We start from the raw sequence: 18,109 nt of genomic DNA, 5'->3' as shown, positions 1-18,109 counted from the left end.
GCGGCGGTCCGGCCGCGGCGTCGTCACGCTCACCTCGCCGCGGCCCGCTCGGCGGCCTCGACGACGTTCGACACGAGCATGGCCCGCGTCATCGGGCCGACCCCGCCGGGGTTGGGAGCCACGTAGCCCGCGATCTCCGCGACGCCGGGCGCCACGTCGCCGGTGAGCTTGCCGTCGACCCGCGAGACACCCACGTCGAGCACCGCGGCGCCCGGCTTGACCATCTCGGGCGTGATCAGACCAGGCGAGCCCGCCGCGGCCACGACGATGTCGGCCCGCCTGACCTCGGCGGCCAGGTCGCGCGTGCCGGTGTGGCACAGGGTGACGGTGGCATTCTCGCTGCGCCGGGTCAGCAGCAGCCCCAGCGTCCTGCCGACGGTGATGCCCCTGCCGACCACGGCGACCTGGGCGCCGGCCAGCGGCACGTCATGGCGGCGCAGCAGCTCGACGATGCCCAGCGGCGTGCACGGCAGCGGCGCCGGCTCGTTGAGCACCAGCCTGCCGAGACTGAGCGGAGCCAGCCCGTCGGCGTCCTTGGCCGGGTCTATGCGCTCGAGGATCGCGCCGGAGTCGAGGTGCGCGGGCAGCGGCAGCTGGACGATGTAGCCGGTGCAGGCGGGGTCGGCGTTGAGCTCGTCGATGACGGCCTCGAGCTTCGCCTGCGAGATGTCGGCGGGCAGGTCCCTGCGGATCGAGTTGACGCCGACCTTGGCACTGTCGGCGTGCTTCATCTTCACGTACGCGTGCGAGCCGGGATCGTCGCCGACAAGCACGGTCGCGAGCCCGGGGACGATCCCCCGCTCGGCGAGCGCGGCCACCCGCGGAGCGAGCTCCGCGAAGATGGCGTTCTTGGTGGCCTTGCCGTCGAGAATCGTCGCCGTCACGACCCCGATTGTTTCAAAGCCGCGCCGGTCGGTCGCCGCCCGCCCATGCCCGCGATGACGATGGCGACGAGCGCCACGGCGCAGCCGATCACCGTGGCCGCGGTGAGCTGCGTGGCCCCGGCGGGCAGGAACGTGTCCAGCACGACCGAGCCGATGAGCTGGCCCGCCACCGAGCTGAGCCCGAGCAGCAGCACCCCGATCCAGGTGACCACGACCGAGGCCGTCGCGATGAACACGATCCCGACCAGTCCGCCCAGGTAGAGCACGGGGTTGGTCGGCCAGCCCTGCGGCCCGCCCCTGCTGAGCAACGAGACGATCCAGGCGAGCACGAGCATCACGGTGCCCGCGGTGAAGTTGATCAGCGTCGCGGCCAGCGCGCTGCCGGACACGGCTCCGACGTGGCCGTTGAACGCCTGCTGCACGGCCATGCCCGCACCCGCGGCGCACGGCAGGACCAGCAGCCACAGCCGCGACGGGTCCGAGCCGGCGCCGAACTCGCCCACGAGCGATCCGCCCACCGCGAGCACGGTGAGCAGCGCTCCGGCCACCCTCGGCCACGAGGTCGGTTGCCTGCCCGCGGGGCCGAGCCCGGCGCGGTCGACCAGCAGCCCGCTCACGGTCTGCCCCGCCACGACGCCGACTGTGAACATCGCGACCCCGATCACCGCCACGGTGACGGACTGAGCCAGCACATAGGTGCCTCCCGCGATGCCACCCAGAAGGTGCCACGGCCGCAGGACACCCGTTCGCACCGCGGTGACGGCCCTGCCGACCCCCGCGCGCATCGACCGGGACACCGCGAGCCAGAGCAGCAGCAGGAGCAGGCCACCCCCGAACGAGAGCACCGCGGCGAGCGCGGAGTCGTCGAGCTCGGTGCCGAGCTGCCCGTTCACCCTGCTCTGCACCGCCATGGCGAGGCCGGTGACCAGTGCGAGCGACACACCTCCGAGGCGTTTCGCTCGAGGCGTGGGATGAGTCGCGACGGTCGAAGGAAGTTTCGCCGCCCGACCTGTACGCGGGGTAGCCATCGCCGCCCATTGTCGGCCCGGCCCCTTCGATCCGGTTGCCTCGATGCGGTGATCTGTGGCGAGCCACACTTCTCAGGGTTGACGCCGAATGCGAAGTATCAGGAACAACGGCGTGGATGTCGCAGTGCCCCGTGCATTGGCGCCACTAATTAGTCAAGATGATGACGTGGCACTTCCGACCCAGCTGAACGCAACCGAGCAGGACACCCTGGTCAAGCAGATCGGTCTCTCCTTGCTCCGCGCCGCCCCACGCGACTGGCGGCGTGTGACCGCGGAGTACCGCGCCGTGGGGAGGTACCACGAGCTGACCGGCGAGGTCGTGACGTCCGACGGCACCACCCAGGAGTGGATGGCGACGCATGACATCGCGACCCTGTTCGGCAGGCTGCGCGCTGGTATGTACCGCGAGGGCCGGGGCACCTGGTTCAACGCGCGCTACCAGCTCGACCACCCGTCCAGCTACAACCTCGAGTACGACCGCGACGAACCGCACTGGGACCTGGCTCCACCTCCCCAGGCTTACGCGGACGAGCTGCGGATGTTCCCCCGATCCGAGGACAACGTGCCGGACTGGCTGATGCGGCGCATGTCCGGCCTCGGCCCGGAAAGGCCTGGTCCGCGGTTCCGCATGGCCCGGATCTTCGATGGCGTCGGCCCCAACGGCCCCGTGATCAACCGGCCCGAACTCGACGTCGAGGAGCAGGACCGGATGCTCGACTACCTCGACGGCGCGCCCGTCGTGGTGCCCGGCCGCGGCTACGACATCGACCGGCTGGCGAACACGCCGGAGAGCACCGTGCCGATCGCCTTCCACAGCGACGGCACGTGGATCTGGCCCGCGGCGGTCAACTACTACCTGCGCGAGTACGGCGTCGCGCCGGAGCCCGACCTGCTGCAGCACATCCACGCCAACGGGTTCGCCATCCCCGACGTCGCCGACCCGGTGCGGCAGGCGGCGGCCGCCCACATCACCCGAGGCCAGGGAATGCAGCAGCGGCCCACGCCCCCTCCGCCACCGCCGCCCGCACCCGAGCCCGTGGTCGAGGACGTGCAGCACGACGAGGAGCCGCCGTTCGACGCGCACTTCGACGAGCACGCCGCCGAACGCACGCGCCTCGCCGAGCCGGCCCGCTTCGAGGAGCCCCGGCACTTCGACGAGCCGGAACGGTTCGACGAGCCCGAGCACTTCGACGACGCACAGCGAGCCGACGAGCGCGAATCGGACGACTACGACACCGCCGAGCACGCCGCGACCTCCGACTACGTCAACGACCGCGAGCACTACGAGCGCGACGAGCACGAGGACGACCTGGCAGAGCAGGGCACCACCTTCACGCCGGTGCCCGGCTTCGACAACGGCGCGCCGACCACCATCACGCCGGCGGCGACGGCCATCGACGTGAACGGCGAGCCGCAGCTCGAACCGCTGGTGGAGCCGCACCTCGACCCGGAACCGCCCATCGAGGACGAGCCGTTCGTGCCGCCGTCGCAGCAATCGACCAAGGCGGAGCACCTGCCCGCCAGGGCCGCGCTGGACGACGACGGCGGCCCGCCGACCCAGTTCTCGATGGCCCCGGCGCCGCCGATGCACGACGATCCTGAGCTCGACGACCTGCAGGAGAAGCTCGACGAACTCGGTGTGCCGCAGTCGGCGTACCGCATCGGCGAGCCGACCGAGCGTGGCTGGAGCATCGAGGAGGTCCCCGAGGGCTGGCGGGTCGGCTGGTACGACGATGGGCTCAAGAGCCCCGCCGTGTTCGGTGACGCAGCCGACGCGACCGCGTTCATGCTGGGCAAGTTGATGCTCGCCCCGGCAGGCGTGGGTGAGGTGCCACACGCGGCGCCTCCGCCGCCTCCCGCGCCTCCGGCACAGCCGCCGTCCCCGGCTCCCGTGCCGGAGGACCGCGAACGCCAGGCAGCACAGGCGCAGCAGGCACCCTCGCCCGCCCGGCCCATGATGGCGACGCTCTCGCCCGAGGTGGCCACCGGCGTGCGGCAGCCGCCCCCGGTGCGGGAGGGCGCCCAGCCCGACGTTCCGGCACGTCCGGCTCCGCCAAGGGACGAGCCCCAGGGCGGCAGGCGCGCGGTCGGCGGTGCGGCGATCCCGGCCGCGTCGGGCGGCCTGCCTCAGCGGGAGGCACCGCCGGCACCTCCGGCACCGCCTGCGGCGCCGACACCGCCCCGGCGCGAGCCGAGGCCTGCCGAGCAGGCCGAGTCCCGGTCCGGCGGAGGCGGGGGCCAGCAGTGGCCGATCCAGCCGATGTCCGGCGAACCGCCGCTGACGCTGTTCCGAGGCAAGGAGCTGCAGACCCTTCCGGTCGGCAGCGAGCTCGACCGCTTCGGCGGCGCGAACGGCAACCTCACCTACGCGGCGGGCACGCCGTTCGAGGAACGTTCGCTGGTGCCGGAGTGGATCAGCCGTCCGTACCACCTGTACCGGGTGCAGCGGCCGCTGGAGGCGCTGCACGGGGTCGCGATCCCGTGGTTCAACCAGCCCGGCGGCGGCGCGGCCTACCTGCTGCCCGCCACCATCGAGGAGTTGCTGGCCGAGGGCGACCTCATCGAGCTCGACCCCGGCGAACCGCCCATCGACTGAGCGCGGTGCGGTCTCGTCGTCCGGCTCACTGGACGACGAGACCGTGCGCCGCCGCGTAGGCGATGGCGGTGTCCAGGTCCACCAGCGCACCGGTGAGCCGGGCCTGCCGCAGGCCGTTGGCGTCGATCCGCGCTCCGCGCAGGTCGGCGTCGGAGAGCCGGGCGTCCAGCAGGCGCGCCCCCGACAGGTCGGCGTCGCGGAGGTTGGTCTCGCGCAGGTCGGCCTCGGTGAGGTTGGCCTCGCGCAGCCGGAGTCCCGACAGGTCGACGCCCTTGAGCTTCGCGCCGCCCAGCGACGCGAGCGACAGGTCGCAGTCCCGCACCGTGATCGGCCGCAATCTGCAGTCCAAAAAGGACGAGCCGAGCAGCGAACAGCCTGTCCACGCCGACGAACCGAGCCCGGTCCTGTTGAAGGTGCACGACCGGAACGCCGACGACGTGTGCCGGGACTCCCCCAGATCGGCGCCACTGAAATCGCACTGGTCGAACGTGCACCCGCGCGTCACCAGACCTCGCAGGTCCGCGTCGGTGAAGTCGCAGCGCACGAACGTCCGCTTCTCCCATTCCGCGCCAGGCAGCACGGCGTCCCGGTAGTCTTCGTCCACTTCGGACTCACTCATGCGGAGATTATCCCACTTCCCTGGTTGTCACCACGTGATGCGGTCGTAGAGCGCACGCAGCTTCGCCGCACGGCCGGGGTGGGTCGAGCCGACCCAGGCGATCCTGCCGAGCAGGTGCGTGCGGAAGTCCGGGTGCCCGTGCCGGTTCTGAGCGGCCGGGCCGGTGCGAACACAGTTGTGCAGGGTCGCGCGCAGGGCGTCGTAGTCCTCTCTCGGCGCCGCGGGAGCGGTGTTCACCACGAGACCGGCGACCCGCTGCCGCTGATGCGCTCCGGCGACCGACGTTTTCGTATCCCTGAGCCGGAATCCCTCGTCACTCGCGATCCGGCGCACGCCGGGCAACAGCCGGTGCAGCGCGAGCCGCGCGTCACCGGAGAACGCCAGGTCGTCGGCGTACCGCGTGTAGGTCGCGCCGAGCACGCGGGCGAGCCCGGCGAGCCGGACATCGAGGTGACAGGCCACCGCGTTGGCCGCCGACGGCGACGACGGAGCGCCCTGCGGCAGGTGCGGTCTCGCGAGGTGCTCAAGCAAGCGTCGGCGGACCAGGGCGTCCCCGGCACGAGGTGCCGCCGAGAGCACGTCGGCCGGGGTCTCGGTGGCGAGCAGACCGGCCAGCAGCTGCGCGACCCCAGCCGGATATCCGGCCAGGGCCAGCAGGCCCTGCAGTCGAGTGGCGGGAACCGCCGCGAAGAACCCCTCCAGGTCCAGTCGCACCACCAGGTCCCGCCTTGCGTGCGGGCCAGCGCACGTGGCCGCCGACCTGCCCTTGCGGAAGCCGTGAGCCGCATCGTGCACCGGCAGCGCGGCCAGCACGTGCCGCACCACTCGCCGCTGCAGTTCGGCCAACCTCGGCTTTGGCTGCTCCAGCAATCGCACGCCACCACTGCGCGTAGGCACCCAGCGGTAGCGGTAGTGCCGCAGTGAGGCACGCGCCCGCCGATTCCACCCCCTCGCGTCCGCGAACCAGTAGAGCTCACCCTCGGTCAGGTCAAGCGCCTGCGCGCACTCCCGCACCGTCCGCCACCGCGGAACGTCCCACCGCCACACGGGCCACGGCTCCACCGGCACGACGGCGGAGCCGGGCAACGTGCGCACCGGCAGCGGCGGATACCGGCGCAGGGCGTCGACGAAGCCCGCAACCGACGGCGACCCGCCGGGGAAGGTCTCCAGCAACCGCTGCGCGAGCAGTCGCGCATCGTCCCCGTCGAGCCTGCTGTGCCCTTCCAGCCGGGACGCGAGCTCGGTCTGTTCCCACAGCCCTGCGAGAGCGATTGCGGCGAGTTCCTCAGCCTGACGGCGGCGCGCGGCGACCCGGCGTTCGACCGCGCTCATCCGGCGGTCCTCTGGGGGAGGTGGGCGACGCGGAGGTGACCGCATCTCCGTTCGTCCTCGCGCCGGAGCCACGCGGAGCATGCGTACGCGCGTGGGGCGCGATCGTCATCCGATGTCGAGCTCCCCGGGGTTGCCCCGGAGTGGGTGGGTCCTCCCACCTGCTCACCTCCGCATCGCCACACCACCTCGACCATAACCGCTGCGGCCGTGTCGGGGAGGGCAGACGACCGAGCCAGGTGACCACCGCGAGCACCAGGAAGTGGATCGGACCAGGGCCACGGGTCATTGGAAGTCCCTGGACTTGGACGAGATCCGCATCGGCAGGTGCTGCAGCCGGTCGGCCAGCAGACTCACCACACCATCGGCTCGTTCGACCACGCCCCGGATCAGCATCGCCTGGCTCGACCGCGCGATCCGGTGGTAGCGCTGCCACAGACCGGCGGTGCAGACGACGTTGACCATGCCGGTCTCGTCCTCGATGTTGAGGAACGTGATCCCGCCCGCCGTTCCGGGTCGTTGCCGGTGGGTCACCGCGCCCCCGATGAGCACGCGTTGCCCGTGCTCGACCTCCTGCAGTCGCACAGCGGTGACCACACCGAGCGCGTCGAGGCGGTCCCGGATGAACTGCGTCGGAAAGCTGTCCGGCGACAGCCCCGTGGCCCACACGTCGGCGACGGCGAGGTCGAGTTCTCCCATGCCGGGCAACGTGGGCGCACTCGCTCCCGGTGTACTGCCCGGCAGCTTCTCCGGCCGTTCCTCGGCCACGGCTCCCGCCGCCCAGAGGGCCTTGCGCCGATCGCCCTCGAGACTGCCGAAGGCGCCCGCCGTCGCGAGTGCCTCGACCTGGGGCGTGGTCAGCCGCACGCGCCGGGCCACGTCGGTCATGTCGCGATAGGAGCCACCGCTGTCCCGCTCCTCGGCGAGTCGTTGCGCGAGCTCGGCGCCGATGGTGCGCACGGCACCCAGTCCGATACGAACCGCGAGCCCGGAACCGCCGTCCCCCAAGGGTTCCAGGCCCGCGTCGGCGAGGCTGGCGTTGACGTCGGGACCGCGCACGGTGACCCCGTGCCGCCGGGCATCGGCCACCAGCGACTGCGCCGAGTAGAAACCCATCGGCTGCGCCCGCAGCAACCCCGCGCAGAACGCCTCGGGGTGATAGAGCTTGAACCACGCACTGGCGAACACCAGGTACGCGAAGCTCAGTGCATGGCTCTCCGGGAAGCCGAAGTTGGAGAACGCCCGCATCTTCTGGAAGATGTGCTCCGCCATCTTCTCGCCGACACCATTGCGTGCGGCTCCCTCGTAGAACCGCTGCCGTAGGCGTTCCATCTTCCGGCCCGACCGCTTCGCCCCCATCGCGTGCCTGAGTTCGTCGGCCTCGGCGGCCGTGAAGTCCGCGACGTCGAGCGCGATCTGCATCATCTGTTCCTGGAACAGTGGCACACCCAGCGTCTTGTCCAGCGCGTTGGCGAGCAGCGGGTGGTCGTGCTCCCACTCCTCCTTCTTGGTGTAGCGCCGGATGTAGGGGTGCACGGAACCGCCCTGGATGGGTCCTGGCCTGATCAGGGCGACCTCGATGGCCAGGTCGTAGAACGTCCTCGGCGCGAGCCTCGGCAACGTCGCCAGCTGGGCCCGGCTCTCCACCTGGAACACACCGATGGCGTCGGCGCGGCTCAGCATCCGGTACACCTTCTCGTCCTCGAGCGGCATCTTGCTGAGGTCCACCTCGATGCCCTTGTGCTCGCGCACCAGGTCGATCATGTAGTGCAGCGCGGAGAGCATGCCGAGCCCGAGCAGGTCGAACTTCACCAGCCCCACCGAGGCGCAGTCGTCCTTCTCCCACTGCAGGACGCTGCGGTCCTCCATCCGCGCCCACTCGATGGGGCAGACCTCGCTCACCGGCCGGTTGCAGATCACCATCCCGCCCGAATGGATCCCGAGATGGCGGGGGAAGTCCTCCAGCTCCGCGGCGAGCCCGAGCACGCTGCCGGGGATGTCGTGGTCGGTCTCGTTCCGGGTGTTGCGCAGCGGTCCCCAGCGGTCGATCTGCTTACTCCAGGCGTCCTGCTGGCCCGGCGAGTGCCCGAGCGCCCTGGCGGCGTCGCGTACCGCCGAGCGCGCCCGGTAGGTGATCACGTTGGCGACCTGCGCGGTGCGGAGCCTGCCGTGCTTGCGGTAGACGTACTGGATCGCCTCTTCGCGCCGGTCCGACTCGATGTCGAGGTCGATGTCCGGGTAGCCGTCGCGGTCGGGGGCGAGGAACCGCTCGAAGAGCAGTTTCCACTTCACCGGGTCGACCTTGGTGATGCCGAGCGCGTAACAGACCGCGGAGTTCGCCGCGGAACCCCTGCCCTGGCACAGGATGTCGTTGTCCCGGCAGAACCGCACGATGTCCCACACGATCAGGAAATAACCGGGAAACCCCAGCCGCTCGATGATCTCGAGCTCGTGGTCGAGCTGCCGGTAGGCGTCGGGCCGCTGTGCCCGGGTGCCGTACTGCTCCAGCGCGCCCGCGAAGGTCCGCTCGCGCAGGAAGCTCGTTTCGTCGTGACCGTCGGGGACGTCGAACGGCGGCAGTTCGGGTGCCACCAGGTGCAGCGGGAACGCGAACCGGGTGCCGAGCAGCGCCGCTCGTTGCACCGCGCCGGGATAGCGGGCGAAGCGCGCCTGCATCTCCGCGCCGGAACGCAGGTGCGCGGTGCCCGCGGCGGCCAGCCAGCCCTCCATCTCGTCGAGCCCCCTGCGGGCTCGGATGGCGGCCACCGCCTGCGCCAGGTACGCCCGTCGCGGCACGGCGTAGTGCACGGCGTTGGTGGCCACGGTGGTCAGACCCAGCTCTGCCGCGATTCGCGCGAGCGCGTCGTTGTCCGCGGTGTCGAGCGGCCTGCCGTGATCGATCAGTTCCACGTACACGTCGTCGTGGCCGAACCGGTCCACCAGGTCTCGCAGCCGCAGCGCGGCGGCCTCGGGGCCTCGCTCGGCCAACGCTCTGCGGACCGAGCCTTTCCGGCAGCCGGTGAGGACCGCGCACCGGCCGGCCACCTCGGCCGCGATCGTGTCGAGGTCGTAGACGGGCCTCCCCTTCTCGGCTCGCTCGGACGGTGGCAGGTCCTCGTCGTGCCCCTTCAACTGCCCCGCGGTGATGGCGCGGCACAGGCTCGCATAGCCCTGCTCGCCCTTCGCCAGTAGCAACAGGTGCTCACCACCGGGGTCGGCGACCCCGTTCTGCGGCCCGGAGAGGCCGAGACTGAGCTCCGTGCCGAACACCGTGCGCACGCCGACCTCGCGCGCTGCCTCGGCGAACCGGGCGACGCCGTACATGCCGTCGTGGTCGGTGAGCGCGACGGCGTCGAGCTCCAGCCGCGCCGCTTCCTCGACCAGTTCCTCCGGATGGCTCGCCCCGTCGAGAAAGCTGAAGTTGGAGTGGCAGTGCAGCTCCGCATAGGGAACGCGGGTGTCGGCACCGGTGTGGTCCTCGCTGCGCAGGGCACCGAGATCGGCGGGCCGGAGGTAGCGCTCCCGTTTACGTGTCCACGCGGGACTGTCGTTGCCGTCGCCCATCGGCTCGCCCGGCCGCGTCTCACCGGAGAGGCTGCGTTCCAGTTCCCGCCACGGGACCGGCGGATTGTTCCAGCCCATGGCTACCCGCGGTTCTCCGGCGATGTTCGCGGCGCGGGGACCACGGGACACAACGTCTGGGCCGCGTGCAGCTCGACGAGCGAGTACCACGGGTCGACCGGGCTCTCGGCCCTGCGCTCGGCACCGCCGAAGAGGAATTCGTCGTCCACTAGTCGTACATCCCTTCTACTGTCCACAGGGGACTTCGCTTGGCCTGCCACTCGAGCAGCAGCGCGATGTCGGACCGCGAGCCGCTCATTCCCTCGAGCACCACCTGCATTCGCACGCGGGTCTTCGCCTCGGGCATCCACCACCGCGCGAGCACGGGCCACGGCCCCGCCCAGCCGAGAACCCGGCGTGGGGCTCCGCCGTCGATCGCCACCCGCTGTGGTCTGCCGGTCAGCCGGTGGCGGTCGGTGACGCTCACCTCCACGCCCGCCGCCCCGGAGACGACGACCGGCACCCGTTCCTCGAACACCGTGGCCGGAGACGGTGCGGGCAGCTGTTCCGGCCAGGGCGCGTCGTGCCCCTCGGACGGCGTGCGCTGATCGCCCCACGGCACCAGGCGGAACCGCTCGGCGGGACCACGTCCGCCCTCGACGACGGCGGTGAAGACGCTGTCCGGCCCCAGCAGGCCCTGCACGTGGACCAGCGCTCTGGCCGCCCGGTCGGCCTCCGGTGTGTGTTCGCCGCCGTCGCCGCCCTGCCACAGACCGAGCTGCAGCGATCTGCCCTCGACCGTCTCCCCCGGTTCCAGCCGTAGCTCGGAGACACCGGCCGTGGGCCGCTGTCCGTCGCCGGCCCGCAACCAGCCCTCGAACTGCCAGCGCACGCGGTCGGCGATGCCCTCGGGGGTGAGCGGCTCCGCGCACCGCCAGACCCGGCTGAGCTCCTCACCGCGCTCGGTGGTGGCGTAGATGCCCAGCCTGGTACAGGCGAGCCCGCGGGCGGCGAGTCCGGAGTGGAATCTCCCCGCCAGCGTCTTCGCCATGAACGCGGCAACGTCGATTCGCTCGAGCGGAGGATCGAACGTCTCGGTGACGAAGAGCTCCGGCGGTGGCCGCCGCCGGTGTGGCGGCCGTTCGTCCTGCCCGTTCGCGAGCCGGTGCGCGAGCACCCCGACGCTGCCGAACCGCGCGACCACGTCCCGTTCGGACAACGCGGCGAACGCTCCGAGAGTGCGCAGTCCCAAGCGGCGCAACAGATCCACCAGCTCGGCCCGCTCGGACCCCGGCTGGTCGAGCTCGGTGACGCTCAACGACGCGAGGAAGCTCGCGCCCGTACCCGCCTCGACGAGCAGCGAACGGTGCGCGGCGAGCGTCGCGGCGAACAACCCGTCGGAGACCCCGATCTGGCACTCGACGCCCGTCTCCCCCGAGACGTGGTCGACGAGCAACTCGACGAGTGTGTCCTCGCCACCGAAATAACCCGCCGCGCCGCTGACCGGCACCGCCACCAGTCCGGGCCGGACGGCTTCCACTCCGACGACCAGCTGCTCCACCGCCGCCACGACGGGTTCGAACAGCCGCGCGTCCCGGTCCGGGTCCTCGGCGAACACCGCGAGCTCAGGGCAGCGGGACTGGGCTTCCCTCCTGCGCATGTCCCGCCGGACACCGGCGGCCCGCGCGATCGCCGAGCACGCCACGACCCGGTTGGCCGCGAACACCGCGGCGGGCAGGTGGGCGGGAAGCCCGGCGGCCGCTCCCGCGGCGACCACCGGCCAGTCCGGGCACCACAGCACCAGCATGCGCGGCGGCCGGGAGAGAACCGGAGCGGTCATCCCACCTTCACCTCCTCCGCGGAGGGCGCAGCGCCCCCGGAGGGAAGAGCCGGGCGGACGGGGTCGACTGCCCGCACCACCACCCCGTCCGGCCCGAGCAACAACGAGGTACGGACAGGCCGCGCCGCGGCTCCCCGACCTCCGACCTCGACGGCCACCTCGCGTTCCCGCAGGTAGCCATGGCCCTCCTCGAGCCCCGACCAACTCACCGGAGCACACCGCAGCTCCACCTCGGCTCCCGGCCACGGACCGAGCGAGAGCAGCACCGCACCGCGATGCCGGGCGCGCGCCGCCAGCCTGCGCGCGGTCTGGGTCCCGCCGAACCGCCCCGGTGGCCCAGCGACGACCAGGTCCACTCCGTCGAGCAGTGCGGCGGTCGCCGAGGCGAAGTCCGCGCCCGGTCTCGGCACCAGGGCCAGCCGGCTCACCTCGACCCCGAGCTCCCGCGCCGCACTCAGCCCGACTCTCGGTACGCCCACCACCGCTGCCCAGGACCCACTCGAGGTCGCCTCGGCCAGCAGCGCGAGCAGCAGCGAGGTGGAACCGTGGACCGCGACCGTGCTGCCCCTGCGCAGCCCGCCCCACGGCAGCAGTCCGGCGAGCGCGGGAAGCACCGGCAGCACACGGCCGGTGGCCTGCGCGTGCACGGCGGTGGCCGCCACCCCGCTGGCCGTGCTGACCCCGGGAAGCGAAGCCAGCCGCGCCACCGCCGACAGTTCAGACAGCTCCGACGACTCCGGTGCCTCACCGGACCTGACGGCCGACAGCTCCGCCACCGATCCGCCTGACATCGACACCACCTCCCCTCGCCGACAGCACGAGCAGCGCTCACGCCCGAGACCTGAGCCCTGCGTTCATTTCGGTCGCCGCGGGGAAGACGGCTTGTATCGAACATGTGTTCGATACGCTCAAGTCAACACTGCCCTCATCTCGCTGTCAAGGCGAACAGACCCGTTGGCGCGAACGGAGCGCGCACGGCAGGAACGAGAGCACGAAGAGCGCCGTACAGCGACGGCGAAGGGAGAAACGCACACGGCCGGCGCGATGGAACAGATCCACCGCGCCGGCCGGGAAACGTCAGTGAGCGAAGTGCCTGGTGCCGGTGAGGTAGAGCGTCACGCCAGCGGCCTCGGCAGCCGCGACCACCTCGGCGTCGCGGACCGATCCACCCGGCTGCACCACGGCGCGGACACCCGCGTCGAGCAGCACCTGAAGACCGTCCGGGAACGGGAAGAACGCGTCCGAGGCCGCGACCGACCCCTTCGCGCGATCACCCGCGCGCTGCACGGCCAGCCGCGACGAGTCGACGCGGTTCACCTGACCCATGCCGACGCCGACGGTGGCGAGCTCGTTCGCCAGCAGAATCGCGTTGGACTTCACGGCCCTGATGGCCCGCCACGCGAAGGCGAGATCCGCGAGCGTGGCCTCGTCGGCGGCGGCACCCGTCGCGAGCGTCCAGTTGGCCGGATCGTCGCCAGGCGCGTCGATGCGGTCAGCCGTCTGCACCAGCACGCCGCCGGAGATCGGCCTGATCTCGACCTGCGCGCCGACCGGCTCGGGCAGCCGCAACAGCCGCACGTTCTTCTTCCGCGTGAGCACGTCCAGCGCCTCGGCGTCGAAGGCGGGCGCGAGCACGACCTCGGTGAACACGTCGGCGATCTGCTCAGCCATCTCCAGATTCACCGGCCGGTTGCTGGCGATGACGCCGCCGTATGCCGACACCGGGTCGCACGCGTGCGCCTTGCGGTGCGCCTCGGCGATGTCGGCGCCGACCGCGATGCCACACGGATTGGCGTGCTTGATGATCGCGACGGCCGGGTCGGCGAAGTCGTAGGCAGCCCTGCGCGCCGCGTCGGTGTCGACGTAGTTGTTGTAGGACATGGCCTTGCCGTGCAGCTGCTCGGCGTGCGCCAAACCGGGTTCTGCGTGCTGGTACACGGCGGCGCCCTGGTGCGGGTTCTCGCCGTAGCGCAGCACCTCGCCGCGCTCCCACGTGGAGCCAAGGAAGTCGGGGAAGCCCGAGTCGTCGGCGGGCGCGTACGAGCTCGCGAACCACGAGGCGACGGCCAAGTCGTAGGCAGCCGTGTGCGCGAACGCCTGTGCGGCCAGCCGCTTGCGCTCGGCGAGGTCGAATCCGCCTGCACGCACGCGCTCGAGCACCCGGTCGTAGCCGGCGGGGTCGACGACCACCGCGACCGAACCGTGGTTCTTCGCCGAGGCCCGCACCATGGCCGGACCACCGATGTCGATGTTCTCGACACAGTCCTCGGGGCTCGCGCCGGAGGCGACGGTCTTGGTGAACGGGTACAGGTTCACCACCAGCAGGTCGAACGGCGCGATGTCGAGCGCCTTCAGCTGCTCGACGTGATCGGCCCTGGTCATGTCGGCGAGCAGCCCCGCGTGCACCCTCGGGTGCAGCGTCTTCACGCGCCCGTCGAGCGACTCGGGGAACCCGGTGACCTCCTCGACCGGCGTCACCGGCACACCGGCGTCAGCCAGTACCTTCGCGGTGCCGCCGGTGGACACGATCTCGACGCCCGCCGCGTGCAGACCGGTCGCGAGCTCGAGCAGGCCCGACTTGTCCGACACCCCGATCAACGCGCGCCGAACCGGCCGCTGCCCCGCTCCTGGGGTCTGCTCGCTCACGAGAACCTCACCTTCCGTCCCTCCACCGTGCACCCCGCACGGCCAAGCTTCGCGATCACGTCCACGAGCAGGCGGCGCTCGACCACCTTGATGCGCTCGTGCAAGCTCGCCTCGTCGTCGTCGGCGTCCACGGTGACGGCCTCCTGGGCGATGATCGGCCCGGTGTCGACACCCGCGTCCACGAAGTGCACGGTCGACCCGGTGACCTTCACCCCCAGCTCCAGCGCGTCCGCGACCGACCGGATACCGGGGAACGCGGGCAGTAGCGCCGGATGCGTGTTGATCACCCGGTTCGGGAAGTGCCCCAGGAACCGGGAACCCAGGATCTTCAGGAAACCCGCGGAGACCACCAGATCCGGCTGGTACGCGGCGACGGCGTCGGTGAGCGCCTTGTCCCACGCCTCGCGGTCGGGATGATCGCCCATCTTGATCGAGAAGTTGGGAAGGCCCGCGCGCTCGGCACGCGCCAGCGCCTCGATGCCGTCACGGTCGGCCCCGACCGCCACCACGGTGGCCGGGTACGAGGGCTGATCGGTCGCATCGAGAACCGCTTGAAGCAGCGTCCCCGAGCCTGACGCGAGTACCACCAACCTCGCTGGGGTAGGCAGCTCCAACCTGCTAGCCAGAACGGTCTCCTTGCCGGGCAGTGCGCCGCGGCGCACATAGCTTGACCTGGTGACTCCACCCTAAACTCCGACGAGTTGATCTTGGCGGAGAGGTGTCAGCCCTGCTTGCCGGAGTCCTCGTCCTTGCTGGAACCCTCGTCGTCGCGGGGCTTCTCGGTGGGCTCGCCGTCGACGGGCTGCTCCGCCTCGGCCTTCGCCGGTTCGTCGGCGGGCTCGTCGTCCGGCTCGTCGGCGGGCTCGGCGTCGGGCTCATCGGCCGCGGCGTCCGCGGTCTCCTCGTCCCGATCGGCCGAGGCGTCGTCGTCGAAGTCGTCGTCCTCAGGCTCGTCCTGCTCGCCGGTCTCGTCGGCGTCGTCGTCCTCCGGATCGGCTTCGGCGACCTCGGTCTCGTCTGTGTCCTGCTCGCCGTCCTCAGGCCCGCCGTCAGCGGACGGTTCCGGCTCGACCGCTGCCTCGGGTTCCGGCTTGGGCTCGGGCTTGGGTCGAGGACCGGCGAACCAGGCGACCAGGCCACCCGGCACCGCGATCCACAGGAACGTGGCGATCGAGACCAGGCCCAACGGGATCGACACGGGATCGAACACGCCCGAGCCGAGCCTGCCGCCCGCGAGCGTGCCCACGACCACGGTGCCGAACCCGACCAGCGCACCCGCGACCCCGACCGTGCGCAGTCGCGCGACCGGACTGTCGTGGCAACGCCGCAACGTCCAGCCCACGAGTAGCCCCGCCGCGACCGGCAGCAGCACGAACACCGGCCACCACGACGCCTGCTCCTCCGGCATCGCCGCGAGCAACGGCACGCCCGGCACCGGCCCGCCGGTGAACTCGTACGGGCTCAGCGCCACCTCGCCGAGAGAGAATCCCGGACCGGCCGCGAACCCGAGCGCGAGCACCACCGCGTTCGGCACGTACCCCAGGGACAGCAACAACATTCCCGCCGCACTGCCCACGCCCGGCGCGTTCTCGGCGAACAGGGTCCCCACCGTCGGCACCGACAACGCGGTCCCGATCAACAACGTCAGCGACCCGGCGGTCAGCAACGCGACCAGGCCGAGCGCACCGGCACGCATACCGTGCAGGGCGAGCGGATCGAGGTGCCTGCCGATTCCGTCGACGAAACCGCACCGGCGGGCCACCCCGGCCGTGGCCGACGCACCCGCGACCAACGCGGGCACCAGGAAGGCGGTGAGCGGCTCGACGCTGACGCTGGCGCCGTTGGAGAGCAACGAGATTCCCAGCCCCAGCACGCCGTGGGCACCGGCCATGGTCGCGACGACCGGGATGGCGTGCGCGGGATCCGTGCACTCCAACCGCTGGGCCGCGCTCGACGCGGTGCGCGCCACGAGCAGGCACACCGCGATGGTCGGCAGCAACGGCAGAGCGCCGAGAGTCTGGCCCTCGATCTGCAACGGCACCTGGTAGGCGCTCAGCCAGCCCGGTGCCGCCGCGAACAGCACACCCGGAGCGTGGAACTGAGACCTGGTCGCGATGGCCGTCACCAGCGCGAACAGCGTGGCCACCACCGCATAACCCGTGACGGGAGGCCACAACGCGGCGGCGAGCAGCGCCCGAACCCGTCCCCCGCCAGGCGCACGCTCGCCGGCGTCAGCGGCCGAGGCGCGCGTACGCGTGGCGAGAAGGTCCATGCTTTGACCATCGCATCGGGGTTCGGCCGTCCGAGTGAGCCACGCCGCCAGAGCCGGATGACGACGCCCACACCCCACCCGGTCGGGTCAGTGCGAACACGACGAAGGCGCCCACGGCCTCGGCCGCGGGCGCCTTCGTGAAACGCAGGTCAGCTGTTGGACTGGCCGAACCCACCGGGCGGCGTGCCCGGCTGGTTCTGCTGCCCGCCCTCGGGCGACTGCTGCTGGAAGAACTGGCCCTGCTGCGACGCGTAGGTCGTCGGCTGCTGGCCGGGCTGCGGCGGCGCGACGGGCTGCGCGAACTTCGTCGGCTGCGGAATGCCGCCCGACTGGTCCGGCGCGGGCTGCTGCTGGCCGTACGGCTGCGGCTGCTGCTGCTGGCCGAACCCGCCCTGGTGCTGCTGGGGCTGCTGGCCGTACGGCTGCTGCGGCTGCTGCTGGCCGTAGGGCGAGGCCGGCTGCGGCGCGGGCGGCTTGATCACACCGGCGTCGAGCAGGAAAGCACCCACCGCCACGAGCATCTGGATGATGCCGAAGATCAGCACCATCACGCCACCGGCCTGCAGGTCGAACGGCGCCGTGAACACGGTGAACAGGAACGGGAGGGCGCCGCCGACCGCGAAGACGGCAGGCCACGGACCGGGCTTGACGTCACCGGGGAGGACGACGAAGACCGCGGTGAGCGCGCTGATGAACAGCAGTGCCGGGACCCAGCCGTAGCCGGCCCCGTAGAAGCTGGTGCTGCCGCCGATGTTGGCGAAGGCGAGGAACAGGTTCAGCACACCGAGACCCGCGGTGGCCAAGTACAGAATCTGGGGCAGGCCCAGCTTGGGTCCGCCGCCGGTAGACGGCGCCGCCCCGGGGTAGTGCTGTTGGTGCTGCTGGGGGCCCTGGCCGGGAAATCCACCCGGCGCGCCGCTCGGGAAGGTCATCCGTGTTCTCCTGTCGTGTACTCGCTGACAACGCGCGGTCAATCCTGGCCGGTTCGCCCAGCGCCCCAGGCTCGTCGCCATCCCGAGAACCAGGACGACTGCGGCAACGGAACGTTAGCGCACAGCGAACCGGAGAAGCGGCCGGCTCTTAGACGCTTCACCCAGGCGATCGGTTTCCTCTCGCCCGGCCTTTGTAAACGAAGGAGCCGGGCACCGCGCGGTGCCCGGCTCCTGCCGTAATTGTGCTCCCCGCTCTACAGGGACTTGTACAACTCCCTCGCCAGTTCGGCGGTTTCGGTGGGGGTTTTGCCGACCTTGACGCCTGCGGCTTCGAGGGCTTCTTTTTTGGCTTGGGCGGTGCCGGCGGAGCCGGAGACGATGGCGCCGGCGTGGCCCATGGTT

Annotated in this window: 13 protein-coding genes and 1 pseudogene; 1 reads left to right on the top strand and 13 read right to left on the bottom strand. The window is 71.4% G+C overall.

What is annotated here, in order from left to right; genetic code table 11:
* Positions 1-29: 29 nt before the first annotated feature.
* Both JHE00_RS33605 and JHE00_RS33600 read right to left on the bottom strand, forming a co-directional pair.
* The gene (locus JHE00_RS33605) at positions 30-884 is read right to left on the bottom strand and encodes a bifunctional methylenetetrahydrofolate dehydrogenase/methenyltetrahydrofolate cyclohydrolase (RefSeq protein WP_200326107.1); all 855 of its coding nucleotides are present in this window, start codon (positions 882-884) and stop codon (positions 30-32) included.
* Positions 881-1,825, bottom strand: a complete 945-nt coding sequence (locus tag JHE00_RS33600; protein WP_307832222.1) for a DMT family transporter — start codon at positions 1,823-1,825, stop codon at positions 881-883. Before JHE00_RS33600 ends, JHE00_RS33605 begins: the two co-directional genes overlap by 4 nt.
* 253 nt (positions 1,826-2,078) lie before the next feature.
* Between JHE00_RS33600 and JHE00_RS33595 the strand changes: the two genes are divergently transcribed.
* Positions 2,079-4,508: a TNT domain-containing protein gene (locus JHE00_RS33595; protein ID WP_307832221.1), complete on the top strand. Its 2,430-nt coding sequence runs from the start codon at positions 2,079-2,081 to the stop codon at positions 4,506-4,508.
* A gap of 25 nt (positions 4,509-4,533) precedes the next feature.
* Here JHE00_RS33595 and JHE00_RS33590 read toward each other — a convergent pair whose 3' ends face one another.
* The 11 genes and pseudogenes from JHE00_RS33590 to JHE00_RS33540 form a co-directional block, all read right to left on the bottom strand.
* The gene (locus tag JHE00_RS33590; protein ID WP_200326102.1) at positions 4,534-5,127 is read right to left on the bottom strand and encodes a pentapeptide repeat-containing protein; all 594 of its coding nucleotides are present in this window, start codon (positions 5,125-5,127) and stop codon (positions 4,534-4,536) included.
* Between the two features lie 27 nt (positions 5,128-5,154).
* The gene (locus tag JHE00_RS33585) at positions 5,155-6,459 is read right to left on the bottom strand and encodes a reverse transcriptase family protein (protein ID WP_200326100.1); all 1,305 of its coding nucleotides are present in this window, start codon (positions 6,457-6,459) and stop codon (positions 5,155-5,157) included.
* 282 nt (positions 6,460-6,741) lie between these two features.
* Entirely contained in the window at positions 6,742-10,098 is a 3,357-nt protein-coding gene (locus tag JHE00_RS33580; protein ID WP_200326098.1) for an error-prone DNA polymerase, read from the bottom strand.
* 2 nt (positions 10,099-10,100) lie between these two features.
* Positions 10,101-10,247, bottom strand: a complete 147-nt coding sequence (locus tag JHE00_RS33575; RefSeq protein ID WP_200326096.1) for a hypothetical protein — start codon at positions 10,245-10,247, stop codon at positions 10,101-10,103.
* A complete protein-coding gene (locus JHE00_RS33570; protein ID WP_443678465.1) occupies positions 10,247-11,857 on the bottom strand; it encodes a DNA polymerase Y family protein in 1,611 nt (536 codons plus the stop codon). Before JHE00_RS33570 ends, JHE00_RS33575 begins: the two co-directional genes overlap by 1 nt.
* A complete protein-coding gene (imuA', locus tag JHE00_RS33565; RefSeq protein ID WP_230425484.1) occupies positions 11,854-12,648 on the bottom strand; it encodes a DnaE2-dependent mutagenesis accessory factor ImuA' in 795 nt (264 codons plus the stop codon). The genes JHE00_RS33570 and imuA' overlap by 4 nt, the downstream gene beginning before the upstream one ends.
* Before the next feature lie 286 nt (positions 12,649-12,934).
* Positions 12,935-14,503, bottom strand: coding sequence for a bifunctional phosphoribosylaminoimidazolecarboxamide formyltransferase/IMP cyclohydrolase (gene purH, locus JHE00_RS33560; RefSeq protein ID WP_200326094.1), 1,569 nt, complete (start codon positions 14,501-14,503; stop codon positions 12,935-12,937).
* On the bottom strand, positions 14,500-15,117 hold the full coding sequence (gene purN, locus JHE00_RS33555) for a phosphoribosylglycinamide formyltransferase (protein WP_200326092.1): 618 nt from the start codon (positions 15,115-15,117) through the stop codon (positions 14,500-14,502). Before purN ends, purH begins: the two co-directional genes overlap by 4 nt.
* Before the next feature lie 107 nt (positions 15,118-15,224).
* Entirely contained in the window at positions 15,225-16,775 is a 1,551-nt protein-coding gene (locus JHE00_RS33550; RefSeq protein WP_200326090.1) for a cell division protein PerM, read from the bottom strand.
* A 149-nt stretch (positions 16,776-16,924) separates the two neighbouring features.
* Positions 16,925-17,707, bottom strand: coding sequence for a DUF5336 domain-containing protein (locus tag JHE00_RS33545; RefSeq protein ID WP_200326088.1), 783 nt, complete (start codon positions 17,705-17,707; stop codon positions 16,925-16,927).
* A gap of 254 nt (positions 17,708-17,961) precedes the next feature.
* Positions 17,962-18,109 (bottom strand): annotated as a pseudogene (locus JHE00_RS33540) (succinate--CoA ligase subunit alpha); the annotation flags it as partial.

It is taken from the genome of Prauserella cavernicola, from assembly GCF_016595675.1.
Lineage (GTDB): Bacteria > Actinomycetota > Actinomycetes > Mycobacteriales > Pseudonocardiaceae > Prauserella_A > Prauserella_A cavernicola.
The sequence above is the reverse complement of the archived record's forward strand: the minus strand, read 5'-3'. Positions and strand labels throughout refer to the sequence as shown.

Bases quoted from the DNA above. Each gene is read 5' to 3' on its own strand.
- JHE00_RS33545 (WP_200326088.1), bottom strand. From the start codon at position 17,707: ATGACCTTCCCGAGCGGCGCGCCGGGTGGATTTCCCGGCCAGGGCCCC.
- JHE00_RS33585 (WP_200326100.1), bottom strand. From the start codon at position 6,459: ATGAGCGCGGTCGAACGCCGGGTCGCCGCGCGCCGCCGTCAGGCTGAG.
- JHE00_RS33550 (WP_200326090.1), bottom strand. From the start codon at position 16,775: ATGGACCTTCTCGCCACGCGTACGCGCGCCTCGGCCGCTGACGCCGGC.
- JHE00_RS33590 (WP_200326102.1), bottom strand. From the start codon at position 5,127: ATGAGTGAGTCCGAAGTGGACGAAGACTACCGGGACGCCGTGCTGCCT.
- JHE00_RS33570 (WP_443678465.1), bottom strand. From the start codon at position 11,857: ATGACCGCTCCGGTTCTCTCCCGGCCGCCGCGCATGCTGGTGCTGTGG.
- imuA' (WP_230425484.1), bottom strand. From the start codon at position 12,648: ATGTCAGGCGGATCGGTGGCGGAGCTGTCGGCCGTCAGGTCCGGTGAG.
- JHE00_RS33580 (WP_200326098.1), bottom strand. From the start codon at position 10,098: ATGGGCTGGAACAATCCGCCGGTCCCGTGGCGGGAACTGGAACGCAGC.